The organism is Leptospira ainazelensis (genome assembly GCF_016918785.1).
Lineage (GTDB): Bacteria > Spirochaetota > Leptospiria > Leptospirales > Leptospiraceae > Leptospira > Leptospira ainazelensis.
Genome location: NZ_JAFFPT010000045.1, coordinates 208,639 through 226,584 on the forward strand (window position 1 = coordinate 208,639; position 17,946 = coordinate 226,584).

The window sequence follows — 17,946 nt, forward strand, 5'->3', positions numbered from 1 at the left end:
TTCTTATTTTAAAACGAAATCAGAGCTGACTTTCCAAAAAACTCGCGACTAATTCGGCGGACTTTTTCCCTTCCTCGATACATTCTTTCGCCCTGTGAAATTCCATAAGACCTATGTTTCTGAGTCTTGGTGCGATGATTAGATCCGGCGGGTCTCCGGCCATTCTGCTCCGTGTGATTCGTATCTGCATAACGTTGACGCTCTTCGACATTACTTCGATCATTCCCGGCTTTTCATCTTTTTCTTTTTGGAGATTCTCATCCAAATCCTTTCCCCAAAAACGGGACATGAAAGACTTTCGATTGTTTTCCTTTTCGCTCTCTTCCTCCTGAGAATCCCTTCGATCCAAAAGATCTTGGTTGAGATCGATTGCGATTACGAATTCTGCGCCCATCGCCTTACAGAGAGAAACGGGAACCGGATTGACGAGACCCCCGTCCACGAGCCAGCGATTCCCCAATTTTACGGGAGAAAAAATTCCGGGAAGAGAGATGGATGCCCTTACCGCTTCCGGAACCGAACCTTCTCGCAGCCAGATCTCGGCGCCGTTGTCTATGTCGGTCGCGATCGCGCCGAATTTTTTTTCGAGATGTTCGAAGTTGAGATCCTTAAATTCTTTTTCAAAAAAATCGAAGAGTTTTTTTCCGCTGATCAAACCGCCTCCGAAAGAAATGTCCATAAATCCCAGAATGTCTTTCCATTCTAAGGTTTGAACCCATTCTTCCAGTCGATCTAGTTTACCCGCCGCATAAAAAGCTCCTACGATCGAACCGATCGAGGTCCCGCAGATGATATCGGGTTTCCAACCGTAGGATTCTAAAACTCGAATAACGCCGATATGCGACCATCCGCGAGCCGAACCGCTTCCTAATGCCAGTCCCACGATTCTTTTTTTGTCCTTTTTCAATGGATTTCCCTCTTTTTTTATCTAAGATTCTTTGAAAAAATCAAAAAGATCCAGTCACATGGAAATTTTTTACCTTTAATATTCCGTCAGTTGTTATATGCAATTGACGACCATCAATTGAATTTCAACTTTAATTCGGAACGGATCTAAATTCGAGATGCAATTTTCAAAAATATTTTTTTTCCTAATTGGTCCGTTCGCCTTAATTATTTTGGTAATGATTTCCTCTCCTTGGCAGGCCGGAGACGGACTGAGGGCATACCAGGGTAAGATAGATCTTAGAGGAATCCAAGACCCCGATTTTGGAATGACCAAACTCAATGGAGAATGGGAATTCAATTGGCTTCAAGAACCCGATGATCAGATTGAAAATCGCTCCATCGGTTATATCAGCGTTCCAGGTTCTTGGACAAACGTCGGCAAAAGCCACCAAGCCTACCCTCAATTCGGATATGCGACGTATCGACTCAAAGTTTTTCTTCCCGAGGTATGGAAGCATAAGATCCTTTCGGTTTCCTTAGGAGGTGTTTCCTCCGCATACCGTGTTAAGGTCAACGGGCAAGTCATAGGAGAAGCCGGAACTCCCGGTTTGACCGCGGAGACCACCATTCCTAGGATCGAACCCAGAGATTTTTTATTCGCCGCCGAGGAAGGTGAAATTCAGATCGAAATTTTTATCTCCAATTTTACTTCCACGATTCCCGGTGTTTTACTTCCCGTGTCGATCGGTCCGGCAGAATCAGCGAGTGTCTCGAGAGCGATCACACTTTTTTTCGATATCTTTTCGTTCAGCAGTCTTTTGATCATGGGGATCTATCATATCTTCCAGTATCTCTATCTGAGAAGTAGCGTCTCACCTTTGTATTTTGGAATGTACAGTTTGGTGATCTGTCTCAGGACGTCCTTAATCAATTCAAAAATTATAATGCTCTTTTTTCCGGAGGTTCCTTGGTCTTGGATCAACAAGATCAATCACCTAACGGTTTCAGTCAGCGTTCCTTTTTTTCTTTTGTTTTTTAGCTCCGTTTTCGCTCCTTATGTAAATCGAAAATACATCAACGCCGGAGTCATCTTTTCGATCCTGTTTTCGATCGTAACGTTGTTCGGAGACATGCAGTTCAATAATCAGAATATTTCCATCTTTCATTACTTTATTTTTCTTACGATTTTTTATCTGTTTTATACGATTTTGAAAATCGATTTCGACAAAGAGAGAAATTACACTTATATCTTATACGGTTCCGGAATTTTATTCATCGCGGTTTTAGTGGATTTGTTTTACGCTCGTGTTTTAAAAACGGGAAGTATTCAGACTTCGCACTACGCGCTCGTGTTTTTCGTTTTTCTTCAGTCGCTTTTGTTGGCGTCGGAAAGATCCCGCAAATTTGCGGAAACAAGAGAATTGGCGCTCAACCTAAGAACCTCCAACTTAGAATTATTCGAGATGAAGGAACAACTCGTACAAAAAATCGAAGATCGAACCAGAGTCCTCAACGACAACATCATACAGATCAATCGGGAATTGGAAATCGCCCAGAACGTTCAGAGAAAGATACTAACGCCGTTGGATCGAACCATCTCCGGGATTCGTTTTTTTTACGAATACATGCCGCTCGAAAAAGTGGGCGGAGACTTTTTGGACGTTTCCGAAATTCTTCCGGGGAAAATTCGAGTGATGATCGCGGACGCCGTCGGTCACGGAGTTCAGGCTTCCTTGATGACGATGGCCTTAAAGACCGAATACGAAGAACTCAAGAATTTGGAGAATCCGGCCCAGATCTTAAAGGAATTGAACTTTCGATTTTTGAAAAAATTCGATTCTTTGGAAAGTATCTTTCCGTGTCTGATCGGAGACATCGAGATCGAAAAAGAAGAATTCACGTATGCTTCGGCGGGACATCCGGACCAAATTCTTCAGAGACCGGGCGAATTTCCTTCTTTGATCCATAAAACGGGACCGATCTTAGGGCTTTTTGAATCCCTGGAAATTGAGTCCAATACCATTCCGTTTCCGACGGGATCTCGTCTTCTTCTTTTTTCGGACGGATTGATCGAAAATCGCATGAAGGATTCCTTAAATACGAAACAATACAATATGGAATTGATTACGAAATGTCTTCACGAAGGAAAAGAAAACGCTCTGAGCGTTCTGATTCAGGAGATCATCAAGATCGAAGAATTGACCAGAGGAGACAATCCACGCTACGACGATATCACCGTCATAGCCGTGGAATCGTATTCTACAAAAAAAGGTTAAGCGACAACCACCAGTTCGCCGGAGCATTTTACTTCTCCGGAATCGTCCGCGGCTTCTAAAGAAACCGTAATCAGTTTTTCACCGTTTTCTTCCTTCTTCCGTTTTACCTTTCCCGTACAAGTAAGCTTTTGTCCCGGTTTGGTCATATTCTTAAACGTAACACCGAACTCGCGGATTTGTTTTTGATCCGCCCAAGAAGTGCAGAGTCTTCCGAGCTGAGCCATCACATACATCCCGTGTGCGATCGTTCCGTCGAGTCCTGTCTTACGAGCGAAGTCGGGATCGTTGTGAATCGGATTAAAATCTCCGGAAGCTCCCGCATAACGCACAAGATTCGCGTGTGTGATCACATCCGTTTTTAGGGGAGGAAGTTCGAATCCGACTTCAATTTTATCAAAATCAATCTTACTCATATCAAGCCTCCGGTTTTCTGATGAAAATAGACATTTCCGCTTCTACGAGCGATTCGCCTTTCGCGTTTCGAATCGTAGTTTTGAAAGTCATCGTATCCATCTTACCGACAGTAACGTTTATACATTCTCCTTGAGAGGAAATTCTTCCGGGAAAAATGGGTTTGAGATACGTATATTTTTCTTTGAGGTGAAGAACCCGAGACGTATCCACTCCCATGTTTTCCATATCTTGCCAAATCTTTGGATAACCCCAGAACTGGATCACCGTTGCATAAGTGGGAGGAGCGGGGATATCTTCGTATCCCGCTTTTTTAGCGGCTTCTAAATCAAAATAGATCGGGTTGGTTTCCCCGATGGCCTGACAGAATTCGCGGATCTTTCCTTTCTCTACGTCGAATTCGTAGCGATCCAGCTTGGTTCCGATCAGGTCTTTGGATATTCCTTTTACTGACATATAAAGTTCCTGAGAATTGTTTTTAGAAAGGGCTTTCGACCGGATTCAATGTTACCAGAAAAGAAGAATCCGGTCGATGATTTTTTTAGGAAAAAACAGAACAAACGTTCTGTCTGTCAATTATTATGAGCTTCAAGCCAGTTTTTGAGATCGGAAAGAACCTTAGTTCTATCTTCTAAACGTTCGTTCATAGTTTCGTGATAAAGACCGTCGTAGATTTTCAAAGTTTTATCGGAAGAACCTACCACTTCAAAAAAGGCTTCGCTCCCGGTATAAATGGCGATCGCGTCCTCTTTTCCATGGAAGATATAAATCGGGACTTTGATTTTTCCGGCGTTTCCAAGAATCGGCGTTTCCGAATTGAGAAGCATATTGCCGAGATAACTCGAAGCCATTCCGTGCACCAATGGATCTTTTTTATAGGCTTCGACTACGGCGCGATCGCGACTGAGCGCATTTACGTCTAAGCCGGTAGGCAAAGTCAGATTCGGCAAAATTTCGGAAATAAAAGGTGCGATTCCTTTTTTAATTTTCAGACTCATATCCATTTTTGCACGAATCGGAAGCGCCGAGACAACCAATGCGTTGAGATTTCCCTGATTGGTTCCTTCCTCTGCGTAAAGGGTAACGATCGCCGCTCCCATGGAATGTCCCAAAAGAGTGATCTTCGGAACTTTTTCTTTTTCCTTAGCAATCGCGATGAGTTTGTCCAAGTCGGAAAGAAAGTCCGAAAAGGAATCCACGGCGCCTCGTTTTCCTTCGGATCGTCCATGCCCTCGAGAATCGATCAAGTAAAGCGCGGTTCCCGTTCCTGCGAGGGCTTCCACTAAAAATTCATAACGGCCGCTGTGTTCTCCGATTCCGTGTTGAACCACAAGAACCCGGTTTCCCTTTCTCCCTTCCTTGGGCTGATAGGTGCGATAAAAGATCTTTGATCCTCCGCTTCCTGCGAAGGTATCATCCTGTAGATTGTAAGAATTACTCCATGACATAGCGAAACGTGTTATAAACGGAAACGATCCTTTGGAAAGAGAAAAAAATTTCATTTGTTAAAAATTCACGGTTCGAACGGGGTTCTTTTCAGTTGTCGAGAGGAAGGAAACGATTTTCCTGGATTCATGTTCTTATCCCGAACATTCTCCCATAGCAAAGAATTTTGGAATTGCTCGATCCTGTTTTTGATTTTATGGAATTGCGGTCGAATCCCCGAGAAAGAAAGGAATCTGGTCAAAGGAGATCTTACCAGACTTCTGAAAAACTCGGAGTTTGTTTGTTCCGGAGATGCAAATCAAGAGATCGAAAGATTTCGTGCGCATTGGAAGAAAAATCCGGGAAGATATTCCGGTCTCGATCCGAACGATCGCTGGAAAAATGTCCAGCTAACACTTTACGTCGATGAGACGCTTTTTATCAACGAGTCTCAGGATTCTTTATTCATTCCTTCCGGCGAAGAATGTTCTCTCACGATGAAGGAACCCTTTTCGGGTTCGAATCCGATTCTATTTCAATTTTATGCGACGATTTTGTCGCAAGGGCTTGGAGAATTTGCTCCGGGACAATTGCGGATTCTTTCGGAAGACAAAGAAATTCTATCTTACGATTTTAAGATTCAAAAAGAAGAATGGAAAAAGTTTTCTCTTCCTTTGGAGGCGGAAAATTTAAACGGACATTCGGTTTTTAGAATCAAATGGAAATCGAAAAACGGATCCGGTTTGTTTTTGGGATCACCGGTTTTATTGGAGAAGGAAAAAACCAAAAGGCAAAATGTAATTTTGATCGTGATCGACGCGCTTCGTCAGGATGCCTTGTCTTCCGGAGGATCTCAGTTTCCCACAACTCCGGTTTTGGATTCTTTATCCAAAGATTCGATCGTGTTTCAGAATACGATCGCAAACGGAAATTGGACAAAACCTTCCATGCTTTCCTTTTTTACGTCCGAGGTGGCGTCTAACTTAGGTCTTGGGAATGCCTGGTTTTATACTTCAAGTCAGCAGAGAAAGATTTTCTATTCGAAAAAACCATCCACGCTTCCGAACGTGTTTCGAGAAAACGGATACTTTACCGAAAGTATCATGAATAACGTTTTTCTAATGGATTATACTTCGGTCGGAGTCGATCTAGGTTTTCATAAAATTCAACAAGTTGGGAAGGACACGTTGGATACGGAAGAATTGGTTTCCAGGGCCGAGAACTTTTTTCGAGACCATAAGGACGATCTTTTCTTTTTACATTTGAATCTAAACACTCCACATTGGGGTTATCGCCCGCCCGCTCGTTACTTTCAAGAATTGAAGGATCAAGCCGATCCTCAGTTGTGGAAAAATTTAGACGAATACCAACAAAAATATCTGGGAGAAGTTCGTTATACGGACGCGCTTTTAGGAAGAATTTTTGAAGAGCTGAAAAAACAAGGGTTGTTTGAGAACTCCTGGATCGTCGTTACGAGCGATCACGGAGAGCTGTTAGAGAAGTCGCATTATTATCATCATCATTTTATTACGGAAACGGTTTATGCTCACGGAGAAACCCACTACGAAAAAGAAATCCGAGTTCCGTGGATCATTCATCCTCCGAAAAGTTTTCAGGACCGAATTCGAAAGAGAGAATTTTCAGGACAGGTTTCGCTATTATCCTTAATGCCTACGTTACTCGGTTTGAACGGAATCGAATCGGAAAATAAAAAACTTAAGGGAAACGACTATTCAAAAGCGATCTTTGGAAAAGACGGACCCGAGTTTGAACCGGTCATTTACTCGGAAGGACGTTATTCGGAATCGATTCAAACCCCTAATTTCAAATATCTGAGAAGATATCCCGGTTACGATACCGTTCGAAGAACCAGAGAAGGAATTCCGCATAAAATGCCGGAAGAGTTGTATGATTTAAAATCGGATCCTAACGAACTCTCAAACATCGTTGAAAAAAATCCGAAATTGTTAAGCGAAGCTCGAAACATTCTCAAAGAAAATCAACTCGATAAGAATGTTTTTACACTTAGGCTTCCCAAGTGCGAAAACGACTGTGAACGTGAAATCCGTTTTTTTTCAAAAGGTGGAATCTATCGTTTCGATTTTACGGGAGAGGCGAAAGTCATCAACGAAGATTCCAAAAATCTAAACTTGTTTTTTTCCAAAGAATCCAATCGCTCCGAACAGACCCTTTCCGTCAAAACCGTGGACGTATCTCCGGTCTTTCGACTTCAAATTTTGAGGGATGGGAAGAATGAGAATTTTCGCGTCGGAAAGTGGGGGATTCGATCCGATGTGGCTGCGGGAATTCTGGCTTCGGAACCGGATAACGTTTCTTTAGGAAGAATTCCATATCGTTATTCTTCTTCTAAAATCCCTTTTGTGTATTATCACACCGGGTTTTCCGGCGGCAGAGAATCTGCGGAAGAAGCCGCGATGGGACAAGAAGTTCGCAAAATCTTAGAAAGCTGGGGTTATATCCATCAGTGAACTTTACAGGGATTTGAAGCAAGTAACGAAAACTATAAAAGCAGGGTTAGAACTAAAGCTTACCTTTCTTTATCTTTTTTTTTTTTGCAAACCTCATCGCTTACGATCCTTTCCGAACTCCCCTTTTTCATTTTTTCTAATTTAGAGTTTGTCCCAATACTTCAGAAAAATGTAGGAACTCCCATAAAAGTTTAAGAACGATAAGTCTGTTAGAAAGTTCATAAATCCGTTTAAGAGACTTAATATGTGGGAACCCCAGCTTTTTTTACGAGCTTATCAAGTAATTAAAGTGGTTCCTTTTCAGGTTTTGGAACGAGTCCTTATTTTCGGACTATAAAGTATCGAATTGTTTTTTAGGTTAAAATTCTTGATTATTTGATTTGACTAATCAAACTAAATGTGCTTATCCTGGTTTATGGCGGCGGATTTTGTAAGTCAGATTCTTGAATTTTATCCAAGAATATTTTTTGCCTGTCATACGAGACATGTCGAGGATCCGAAAACAAAACAGATCTTAACCGCAAACCAGGCAAGCGTTCTCGATCATTTGGACGGAGACGAGCCCGTAAGTCTTTTTGATCTTGCACTTCACATGGGGGTAACTCCTTCCACGATGTCGATTACGGTTTCCCGTTTGGAAATTCTGGGATATCTTATAAAGGAAAAAAATCCAAAGGATGGAAGAGGAACTCTGATTCGTTTAACAAAATCCGGTGAAAAGATTAAAAGCAAAAAGTCGGTTTTAGATCCCGTTTTGGTCAAAAATCTACTCAAACGATTGAGCAGGGAAGAACAAGAGGCCGCGGTGAAGGGTTTGGGTTTGCTCGCTTTTGCAGCAGAATTGGAGATGAAAAATAAAAGTCTTTCCCGCGCCTGGTCCAAAAAAAAGTGAAATTTGTATTTTAAAAATTGAATATTCTATTTATTTAACATTGAGAGGAGACTGTTTATGATTTATACGATTTTTATATATGTCCTTGTTTTTTTAGTTTTGTTGGTTGCCGGAATCTACGGCGTAGGAGCGAGCCTTCCGATAGAACATTCCTCTTCCTTGGAACGGTTTTTTTCCGCGCCGTCGGATCGTATCTATTCTTTGATTCTTAATTTTAAAGAATATCCGTCTTGGAGACCGAATCTAAAAAAGATCGAGGAAATCTCCTCTTCGTCTTGGAAAGAAACCGACTCCCACAACGAAACGCTCACGTATTCCTTTGTTCAAGAAAGAAAAAACGAACTCGTCGAATCCAAGATTATGGACGAGGATAAACCGTTCGGCGGTTCTTGGACTTTCGAATTGAGTTCCGTGCCAAACGGAACCAAACTCAAAATTACGGAAAATGGAAAGGTCTTTTCTCCCGTTTTCCGGTTCTTTTCGAAATACGTTTTCGGTCACACCGCGACCATACGAACTTATTTGGAATTTATGGAAAAAGAAATTCAGAGGACGGAGAAATAGTCATGGCCGGATATTCCGGTAAACCCCTGGGAGATAAGCTCGGTTTAAAACCGGGGATGAAGGTTTATTTCAAAGGTCTTCCGGAAGACGTTTATAAGGATCTTGAAAGTTATCTTTCCGAAGTTGAACTTGCAAATGCTCTAAAGGGTTCTCAGGATTATTTGCATCTTTTTACAAAAGAATCCAAGGAACTTCAGAAACAATTTTCGAAATTCGTAGATCACCTCGCCGAAAAAGGAATGATTTGGATTTCCTGGCCGAAGGGTTCTTCTAAAATTCCTACGGACTTGAATGAAAACGTAATTCGCGATATGGGCCTAAAATTGGGGATTGTGGACGTTAAGGTCTGCGCCGTATCGGATATCTGGTCCGGTCTAAAATTCTATAGAAGAAAATCATAATATTCTCCTATAGGTCACTCGATCGGGCGAGGTCATAACCTTACCTGCAGGTTGGAAGCTATTAGGAATCAACAATATCTCAGTATGGATTTTTGTCGGAGTTCCTACAAAAAATCTGAGAGAGAATATTCCTTGCAAAATTATGATTCTGTGATATAGGAAAATCGCCCGGAGTTTTCCCGCGAACCCGCCTCCACCACCCGAATTCAGGGTGGGGCTTTCGTTTCACAGACGACTGTCGTTGTTACGACAGATTTTTCCGAGGATTTAGACAATTTCTGAAGGTTACGGATTGCAGGCCACTCACTGGGTTCGTTTCACTCAATGCCACTGCGCTCTATGGATCGAAGCGGCAGGGATCGAGCGGGGTCCGAAGGACCGGAGCGGAGAGCCCGGTCCGCGCGTTTTAGCGCGGAGCCGCCCAAACAATTTTCTGAAATTTATTGATAGTTTGTTTCGTGGGTCAAAACGGGTCTTCTTCTTTCTTTGTTGGCCTTCATCGCTTCCATTAGATTTTTTACCATACTCGGTTGTTCTTTGAAAAGATTTGCGAGTTGTTTCGGAGCCGCCTTCGCCGCTTCGTACGCTTCTCGATTGAGAGATCTTTTGGTTTCTTGTGTAGCGGATGCCGGAACTCTGTTGAGAACGTTTATCTTGCTCAATGATTTTTTTCTCAGTTCTTCTAAGGAAGCTCCCACTTCGGTTAACAATCCGTTTTGTACCGCTTCTGCGGGTTTGTAGAGCGCGCCTTCCAACGCCGCTTCCGCCGCTGCGGAAGGCAACATCGTTTGTCTTAGACGAATGACCAGCGAGGATGAAAGTGGAAGACCGACTAACGGTTCCGCGAATCCGATCCTTCCTTTTCCGTCCACCATGTATCTGTAATCGCAAGTATAAGCGATGATGGCTCCTCCGCCTACCGCGTTCCCTCCGACTTCGGAGATCAGAGGTTTTGGAAAACTGATCAGAGACGCGAACATTTCGAATACTCCGGCCATGATTTTTCCGATCTCATCTTCATTGGAATTTAGAATCGCATCCGGATCCAAACCCACGCAAAAATCCCCGTCCGGACCCGTGATAATTCCGGCTCTGATATCTTGATCCAGAGTAAATTCTTTTAGAATGGAACCCAATTCTTGCATCAGAGGAAGAGTTAAGGTCATTGGACCATCGGCTACTAATTTCAAAACTCCGATTTTAGAATCCTTTGCTGAGATGATTTCTTTTGCTAATTTCATAAGTGTCCTCTTTGATTGAGTCTAAATTTTTTTCTCGTCCTATCTCTTTCCAAAATTTGTTCTAGATAGTTTTGGATCAAACTTTATTTTTGAAGATGGGGATTTAATTGATTTGGAAACGGAACTATTGGCTTTGAAATCGATTTTTTGTAGATTGGGATCTTGGCGCTTTATAGATCGAGCGGAAGTTCAATGATGAATTTTGTTCCGACTCCTTCCTGGCTTTCCATTCGAATTTTCCCCTTGTGAAGTTCAACGATCACCTTTACGATCGACATTCCTAATCCGGTTGTTTCTTCTCCTTTCAATCCTTGACGTTTTGCCCTTGTGAACTGTTCGAAAAGAATCGGTTGTAAACCGAGCGGAATTCCGATTCCGGAATCTTCCACCTCTAAGACGGCCTTTTTGTTTTCCGCAAAAGAACGTATAAGAATTTCTCCGCCTTCCTTTGTGAACTTTAAAGAATTTGAAATTAGATTTTCCAATACTCTCTGAAACTTGGGTATTTCTATCTGAACGTGAATAGGATCGGTCCCTAAGTTTGCATACAACTTGATTCCGTTTTTTTCCGCCTCGTTTACGTTTTGTTTGATCAGAGCTTCTACGAGATGATTGAGATTGGCTTTTTCCAATTTCAATCGATAATGCTCGTTTTCCATCTCTGCGATCTGTAATAATTCCTGAATGATATTGAGAGATTTACTCCCCGCCCGAAGCATCATATTGAGTAATTCTATATTGTTCTGATCGGTCGTCTGGTCTTTCATGAATTCGGTCAAACTTAGAATTCCGCTGATCGGATTTTTCAGATCGTGGGCCACGGCTGCAAGAAGTCGATCCTTACTTTTGATACTATCGATCGTTTTTTGTTCGTATATTTTTCTTTCGGTAATGTCCCTGATATAGACCGTGGCTCCCGATACGATCTCTTCCTGGAAAGAACGTCCGTCGTAAATCGAGTCCGAAGTCCGCGGACCCTCATCTTTTTGAAATTTTCGATTTGCCGATTGAAAATGGCTTAGGATAGGATATGTTAGAATTTCATAATAAACTGAAGTTTTATTATCAAATTTTACCTCCAGTTCTCTGCGGATGGAATTTCCCTTAAAGGTTTCGTCGTAGATCTCTTTCCAATATTTGCTCATCTCCGGATCGAATTGTTCGACTATATTCGCCCCCACTTTTAAATCGATGCCGTATAGGTTCTGAATCGAATTTTGGAACGACTGATTCATCACGAGAATTTTATAATCCTTATCTATGGATAGAATGGAGTCCTGCGTATTTTCTATCAAAATTCTTAGATTGGCCTCCGATCGCGCCAGTTTTTCGGCCATCGCCATTCTTTCCGTTACGTCCTTGCAGAATATGGCGACACCGTTGATCTCTTCTTCCTTTAAGATCGGATTGAAAGATAATTCAAGGATCCTTCCGTCCATTTCGTGGTCGTGGACGAACCTTTCGTTTTTAAAGGCTCTTTCGATTAATTTTTCGAATAATGAGCTGAGTCCGGCGTTAGGAGTGATTTCTTCTAAAGTCATTCCCTTTTGAATTTCGATGCCTGAAAATTTTTCATAACGTTTTCTCATCGCTTCATTAAAGTATGTTAGACGGTGGTTTTTATCAACGGACCAGATCGGATCGTTCGTATTCCCGATGATAGAATGGATTGTGGAACGAATTTTTTCCATCTCCGCTTGAAGTTGTTTTTCACGAGTGATGTCTCTTGCGATTCCTTCATACCGATCGGGTTTTCCCTCGTCGTCCGAAACGACCCAAGATCGATCGCAGAGATGAATTATCTCGCCGTTCCGCTTAACGACTCTATATTCCACCTCTACAAACGGTTTTCCGGAATTTAATTCTTGAAGTTTGTGCTGGATGATATGCTGATCTTCCGGATGGGCCATTCGGGCCCAGAGCTCGTGATCGTTTGCGAATTCTTCCGGCTCCACTCCGTAGATTTTTCGAGCGCCTTCGCTTACAAAGAGCGGGATGTTATTTTTTGCGTCCGCGGACCAGATCAGATCGTCGATCGTTCCCAATACTTTTTTTAAAAGATCTTCTTTTTCTTTTACGTTGGATTCAGCCTTTACTTCTTTGGTTTTATCGCTCCCGGTTGCCAGGTATCCCTGAAACTGATTTTGTGTGTCGATCACCGGATAAACTTTCCATTCTACGTTCAAAAAGATTCCCGCAACGTTTCGGATTTTATAAGAATGAGATTCCGGAGTTAACGTATTTTTTATGTTCTTTAGAATTTCATAAATTTTATTTTTCGCGGGTTCCGAAAGAAAATGGATCCACTGAATCGCATAGAGTTGCTGTTTGGTTTTCCCAAAAGTATCGCAACAGCTTTGGTTGATGTAAGTCAAAGTTGTATCGGGAAGAAATTTACAGATCAATATCGGAAGATGATCCAATATCTCCGATGATTCGGGAGAAAATATGTTCCCTACGATAGTCGAATTTTTTGGATTCAAATTTTAAATCCCTTACCCTTGAAATTCCTCTTTCATTGGACGAAGAAGTTTTAGTCGTATCTACGATTTATATTCTAACACGAAAAACGATTTCGAGAAATAACATATATCTCATCGTCTTTGTCATACTTGACACTTTGTTTTTAGAATCGGATCCGAGGATGTTTTGCATGAGGAAAACGGAATCCAACTTTGCATTTCATCGATGCAAAACGTTTTTTCCGAATCTATCCAAATCCCTTTTGGGCAAACAAGACCTTTTCCCGATTCTGCGGATTCCGATTTCTATATGAGGTTTTATCTGATTGTCTATCAGTTTAGTCAAACGTCGTTTTTACCGGTAAGCCGATTATAGAGCGTTTTGCAGGTGAAACGTTGATTCGAAAAATTCAATCCAGGAAGGCTTTTCCTCAAAATGGGCGGGGAAATTCCTTTTTTTAAAAACTTCATCCTATCCTCATTGAGACTTTTAAAGAGCGGATTGTCTCTTAAAATCATTACGAATCCCTAAAATCAAATTGACCGAATTCGTTTTTTACTTCGATTTTGTATGCAACCGGATCGGAAATTTAAATCAATTTTGATTTCCTTCCGCTGGAGAACGTTTTAGAAACGTTTAAACTATGATGTGGAAAAATAAAATTATTTGGATTTTTATAACATTCTTATTTTTGAATGTATCCCTTTTTGCGGATATTATCTACTTAAAAGACGGGCGGGTCATTTTCGTAAAAGTGCTCAATCAGGATATGGAAAAGGTCAGCGTTTCCAACGAGAGGGAAACCTGGGAAATCGAAAAGAAAAAGATTTCTCGGATTTCGTTTAACGAAGACGAAGAAATTTACGTTCGAAATCAAATGCGGGAAAAAGAAAGAATGATAAGCGAAATGGATTCTCTCAAAAAGTCGCTTTCGGAAAAAGAATCCCAAGAATCCTTAAAGAAAGAGGAGGTTCAAAAAAATCAAGGACTTGCGAAATCTTCCCTTTGGAGAAGTGCGATTCTGCCCGGCTGGGGACAATTTTACAGAGGCGATTTTGAAAGAGGATATTTTTTCTCGATCTCCGCAGGACTTACTTTTCTCTACTGGTTTCAAGCGGATTCAAAGTATAAAAAAGAAACCCGGGATTTGAACGACACAAATCAGCTTTCTCTTTTGACCGGCGCGAGCGGAGATGCAGGTTTGATCTCGTCCGCTTTTTTGTATGCAAATGAAATCAGGAACCGAAGGTATCAAGCCGGGATTCAGGCTTCCGGAGCGCTTGTGCTTTTTTTGACAATCTATACTTTCAATCTGATAGACGCTTGGTTGTTCGGAAGACCTTGGAATTTTTTCGCAAAGGTTCCGGAAGAAAAGAAGGAATCCATCGAGATCAATGTGACTCCGGATTCTTCTCAAAACCCAATAACACCGATCGTTCCGGATTCTCCGGAGAAAAATAACGTTCCCATGTTGCCACAGGCCGGTCTTCCCGGAAACAGCCTAAGTCGTTGGGAATTACGATGGAGAATCCGTTTTTAATCGGATTCTCCATTCTATTTTTTGAATGTTATTTTTTCGGTTTTTTAGGGATTGCCTTTTTAGAAAAAGATTCCTCTTCCTGTGCGAGCATTAATTCTTTTTCGTAGGCCATCTGACCGCTCGAAGGATGGGAAGACGGATGGACCAAAGAAGCGTTCATGTCGTAGTCCGGACGGAACTTGGATTCGATCCATTCTCTAAAACGATCGATAAATCCGAAAATCGAAGGAACGACGACGAGAGTGACCACGGTGGAAAGAATGAGGCCTCCGATGATCGCGATCCCCATCGCTGTCCTAGATTTTGCGGCTTCTCCAAATCCCAATGCGATGGGAACGGTTCCCATAATCATCGCGAGAGAAGTCATCAAGATCGGCCTGAGTCGAACCAGTCCCGCTTGGTAGATCGCTTCGTTTCTCGACAATCCTTCGTCCCTCATCGCCTGCATTGCGTAATCCACAAGAAGAATCGAGTTCTTCGCAACGAGACCCATGAGAAGAATCAACCCGATCATCGAGAAAAGGTTGAGCATCTCGTTTGTAAGAGCAAGTGCGAAGAATGCCCCCGAAATCGCGGGAGGAATCGCGAATAGAATCGTAACCGGTGTGATAAACGATTCATACAAGGACGCGAGTACGAGATAGATAAATACCAGCGCCAATCCGAACGCCAAAACGATATTCGCCAACAATTCCTTAAAGTCTTCGGATTGTCCTTGGAAGTTGTATCGTACGCCCGGTGGAGGAGGGAGTTCTTTTTTAAGAATTTCATCCGCCATCCGAGTTGCGTCCTGAACCGCTCCTCCCGGAGCCAAGTTCGCGTTGACTACGATCGTCCTCGCGCGGTCGATACGATTGATTCGAGACGGGCCCGCGGTTTCTTTTCCGGTGCTGATCGCAGAAAGAGGAATCAGTTTGTTGGCAATGTTCGGAACCTTGGTTTGTCCGTAGGCCATTCTCAAGTTTCTCTGATCCGGACGCAGTCGCATTCTTACTTCATACTCGATCCCTTTGTCGTAGTATTTGCTGACCTCGTCTCCGGCGATCTGATAACGAAGTTCGGATCCCGCGACGCCGGGAAGAACTCCGACCAACTGCATTCTCATGTTATCCAAATGGATCTGGTATTCCGGTTTACCCGCTCTGTAATCCGTATCCAAGTCGGCGAGATCCGAGATGGACTTCAATCGTTCTACTACCTTTTTGGAATATACTTCCATCTCCGCCAGATTCTCACCCTTGATCACGAGCTGGAACGGATATTGAATTCCGCCTCCGACCGCGCTATAATCGGAAACCGCGGGTCTCGCAAACATGAACTTTTTGAGAATTTCCCGAATATCGTCTTTGACTTGGGTCGTAGTACGTTTTCGTTGTTTAGAATTTACTAATGCGATGGCAAGAGTCGCCGCATTCGGTTCTCCTCCGTCCGGTTTTCCGATCGTAACGGCGATCATATCCATTTCAGGAATTTTTTTGAGTACGTCCAAAACCTGGTCGGCGACCTGTTTGGTTCCTTGAAGACTGGTTCCAGGAGGAAGATCTAAGGTTACTAAAAATTCTCCCTGGTCGTTTGCGGGTAAGAATGTACTTTTTACGAACTTCAGAGAAAAAATGGAAAGAATAAAAATTCCAAGAGTCCCTAAAAGTACAAGACCCGGTCTTTTCAGGGCGACTCTCATCACTCTTCCGTATTGTTTTTCCAACCAGGTTTGAAACTTGTCGAAGGCTACTACGGCTCTGTTTTTCTTTGCGTTGTGGTCGATTTTTCCCGCGAAATAAGCCGAAAGCATCGGCGCTACTGCGAGACCGTCGAAGAGGGAGATAAGCATTGCAAACACGACGGTCAATCCGAACTGTTTGAAAAATTGTCCCACGATTCCGGAAAGAAATCCAACGGGTAAAAATACCGCGATCACAGTGAGGGAGGTTCCGATAACGGCTAACGTTACTTCGGTGGTTCCTTTTTCGGAGGCTTCTAAAACCCCCATTCCTTCTTCGAGTTTTCGAAAAATATTTTCACGAACTACGATTGCGTCGTCGACGAGTAATCCCACCGCCAGGGATAAGGCCAAGAGTGTCATAACGTTGATCGTAAAACCCATAACCCACATAAGAACGAATGCACCGAGCATCGAGTTTGGAAGTGCGAGTCCAGTGATCACCGTGGAGCGGAAGTTTCCTAAGAAAAAGTAAACCGTGATCACCGCGAGAAGAATCCCGATTACGATCGCTTCGGTTACGTCCTCTACGTTGTATCGAATCCACTTGGAACCGTCGCGGATCAGCCGAATTTTCGGCTTTCCTTCCATATCCTTGATTCCCTCGTTGAGTTTCCCGATTCTTTTGAGGACTTCGTCTGCGACTGCAACGGTGTTACCGCCGGATTGTTTGTAGACGTCGATAAAAAGCGCGGGTTTGATTTCTTTGGGAACTTCTCCGACTGCTTTTTTTCCTTTGAAGAGGTTTCCAATTTTTGCAAAAAAGGAAGTCTTTTCTTCTTCTACGTCGTTTTTGGAAGCCCAGAGATAACCGATCGTTTCTTCGTCTTCGGTTCCGTCTCGAACGGTTCCCAATTGTTTGATTAAAACCGCGTTTCCGACTTCACCGCCAAAGGAAACGATCGTGTTTTCGATTTGAGAAAGAGATTCGTATCTTCCCAAGGTTCGGTAGGAAGTTTCTTTAGAACCGGTTTCAAACTTTCCAACGGGAACGTTTAAGCCCGCGTTTTTCAATCGATTTGCGATGACCACCATCGGCATCTGATAAGAACTGAGTTTGTTTCGATCGAGTTCGATCTGAATTTCTCTTCTGGTTCCACCGACAAGTTTTACCGATCCCACACCTTGTACTTGTTCGAGTCTGGCTTTGATGGTTTCTTTTGCTAAGTCGTAGAGTTTTGCTTGATCCAATTCCGCAAAGACAGCAAGACGAATGATGGGTTGATCTGCGGGGTCGAAACGAACCACTTTCGGTTCTCTGATTCCTGTGGGAAGTTTCGGTTTTACGAGACCGACCTTATCGCGGAATTGTTGTTCTGCGTATTTGATATCCGTATCCAGAGTGAATTCTCCAAAAACAACGGAGACCCCTTCTTGGTTTCGGGAGGAGATTTTTTTAAGACCGGAAATGGAAGAAAGTTCTTCTTCCATCGGTTTGGAGACGAGTTCCTCGATTTCCTCAGGGCCGGCTCCCGGATAGATGGTAGTCACGGAAACTACAGGAATGTTTACATCGGGGAAAAGATCGACTCCCATTCTTCCCAATGCAACCCAGCCGGTGAGAAGCATGAGAAGAACGATGCTCGAAATAAAAATAGGTCGTTTGATCGAAAGCTGGGCGATGTTCATGGATTAC

General features: G+C 42.8%; 13 protein-coding genes and 1 pseudogene. 6 read left to right on the forward strand and 8 right to left on the reverse strand.

Annotated elements, in window-relative coordinates; genetic code table 11:
- Positions 1–19 precede the first annotated feature (19 nt).
- Positions 20–907: a patatin-like phospholipase RssA gene (gene rssA, locus JWG44_RS12110; protein WP_205275212.1), complete on the reverse strand. Its 888-nt coding sequence runs from the start codon at positions 905–907 to the stop codon at positions 20–22.
- Between the two features lie 157 nt (positions 908–1,064).
- Here rssA and JWG44_RS12115 point away from each other — a divergent pair, with 157 nt between their 5' ends.
- A complete protein-coding gene (locus JWG44_RS12115) occupies positions 1,065–3,164 on the forward strand; it encodes a SpoIIE family protein phosphatase (RefSeq protein ID WP_205275213.1) in 2,100 nt (699 codons plus the stop codon).
- On the opposite strand, the gene JWG44_RS12120 is transcribed toward JWG44_RS12115, so the two are convergent.
- The 3 genes from JWG44_RS12120 to JWG44_RS12130 all read right to left on the reverse strand — a co-directional run bounded on the left by JWG44_RS12120 (position 3,161) and on the right by JWG44_RS12130 (position 5,023).
- Positions 3,161–3,577 (reverse strand): MaoC family dehydratase, encoded by a 417-nt coding sequence (locus JWG44_RS12120; protein WP_205275214.1) that lies wholly within the window; start codon positions 3,575–3,577, stop codon positions 3,161–3,163. The two genes, JWG44_RS12115 and JWG44_RS12120, sit on opposite strands and share 4 nt — an antisense overlap.
- A gap of 1 nt (position 3,578) precedes the next feature.
- Entirely contained in the window at positions 3,579–4,031 is a 453-nt protein-coding gene (locus JWG44_RS12125) for an FAS1-like dehydratase domain-containing protein (RefSeq protein WP_205275215.1), read from the reverse strand.
- A 116-nt stretch (positions 4,032–4,147) separates the two neighbouring features.
- On the reverse strand, positions 4,148–5,023 hold the full coding sequence (locus tag JWG44_RS12130) for an alpha/beta hydrolase (protein ID WP_232371622.1): 876 nt from the start codon (positions 5,021–5,023) through the stop codon (positions 4,148–4,150).
- Positions 5,024–5,149: 126 nt separating this feature from the next.
- Between JWG44_RS12130 and JWG44_RS12135 the strand changes: the two genes are divergently transcribed.
- The 4 genes from JWG44_RS12135 (at position 5,150) to JWG44_RS12150 (ending at position 9,346) form a co-directional block, all read left to right on the forward strand.
- Positions 5,150–7,489, forward strand: a complete 2,340-nt coding sequence (locus tag JWG44_RS12135) for a sulfatase (RefSeq protein ID WP_205275217.1) — start codon at positions 5,150–5,152, stop codon at positions 7,487–7,489.
- 397 nt (positions 7,490–7,886) lie between these two features.
- The gene (locus JWG44_RS12140) at positions 7,887–8,381 is read left to right on the forward strand and encodes a MarR family winged helix-turn-helix transcriptional regulator (protein WP_205275218.1); all 495 of its coding nucleotides are present in this window, start codon (positions 7,887–7,889) and stop codon (positions 8,379–8,381) included.
- 57 nt (positions 8,382–8,438) lie between these two features.
- Positions 8,439–8,945 (forward strand): LIC10604 family protein, encoded by a 507-nt coding sequence (locus tag JWG44_RS12145; RefSeq protein ID WP_205275219.1) that lies wholly within the window; start codon positions 8,439–8,441, stop codon positions 8,943–8,945.
- Between the two features lie 2 nt (positions 8,946–8,947).
- Entirely contained in the window at positions 8,948–9,346 is a 399-nt protein-coding gene (locus JWG44_RS12150; protein ID WP_205275220.1) for a DUF3052 family protein, read from the forward strand.
- Between the two features lie 440 nt (positions 9,347–9,786).
- On the opposite strand, the gene JWG44_RS12155 is transcribed toward JWG44_RS12150, so the two are convergent.
- The 3 genes and pseudogenes from JWG44_RS12155 to JWG44_RS22560 all read right to left on the reverse strand — a co-directional run.
- Complete coding sequence (locus JWG44_RS12155; RefSeq protein WP_205275221.1) at positions 9,787–10,587, reverse strand: enoyl-CoA hydratase-related protein; 801 nt, start codon at positions 10,585–10,587, stop codon at positions 9,787–9,789.
- A 170-nt stretch (positions 10,588–10,757) separates the two neighbouring features.
- Positions 10,758–11,879: a PAS domain-containing sensor histidine kinase gene (locus tag JWG44_RS22555; protein WP_332460791.1), complete on the reverse strand. Its 1,122-nt coding sequence runs from the start codon at positions 11,877–11,879 to the stop codon at positions 10,758–10,760.
- 42 nt (positions 11,880–11,921) lie between these two features.
- A pseudogene (locus tag JWG44_RS22560) lies at positions 11,922–13,070 on the reverse strand (PAS domain-containing protein); the annotation flags it as partial.
- A 623-nt stretch (positions 13,071–13,693) separates the two neighbouring features.
- Here JWG44_RS22560 and JWG44_RS12165 point away from each other — a divergent pair.
- Entirely contained in the window at positions 13,694–14,590 is an 897-nt protein-coding gene (locus JWG44_RS12165) for an LA_0442/LA_0875 N-terminal domain-containing protein (RefSeq protein ID WP_205275223.1), read from the forward strand.
- Between the two features lie 28 nt (positions 14,591–14,618).
- Here the strand turns inward: JWG44_RS12165 and JWG44_RS12170 are convergent, their stop codons facing one another.
- The gene (locus tag JWG44_RS12170) at positions 14,619–17,939 is read right to left on the reverse strand and encodes an efflux RND transporter permease subunit (RefSeq protein WP_205275224.1); all 3,321 of its coding nucleotides are present in this window, start codon (positions 17,937–17,939) and stop codon (positions 14,619–14,621) included.
- Positions 17,940–17,946 lie beyond the last annotated feature (7 nt).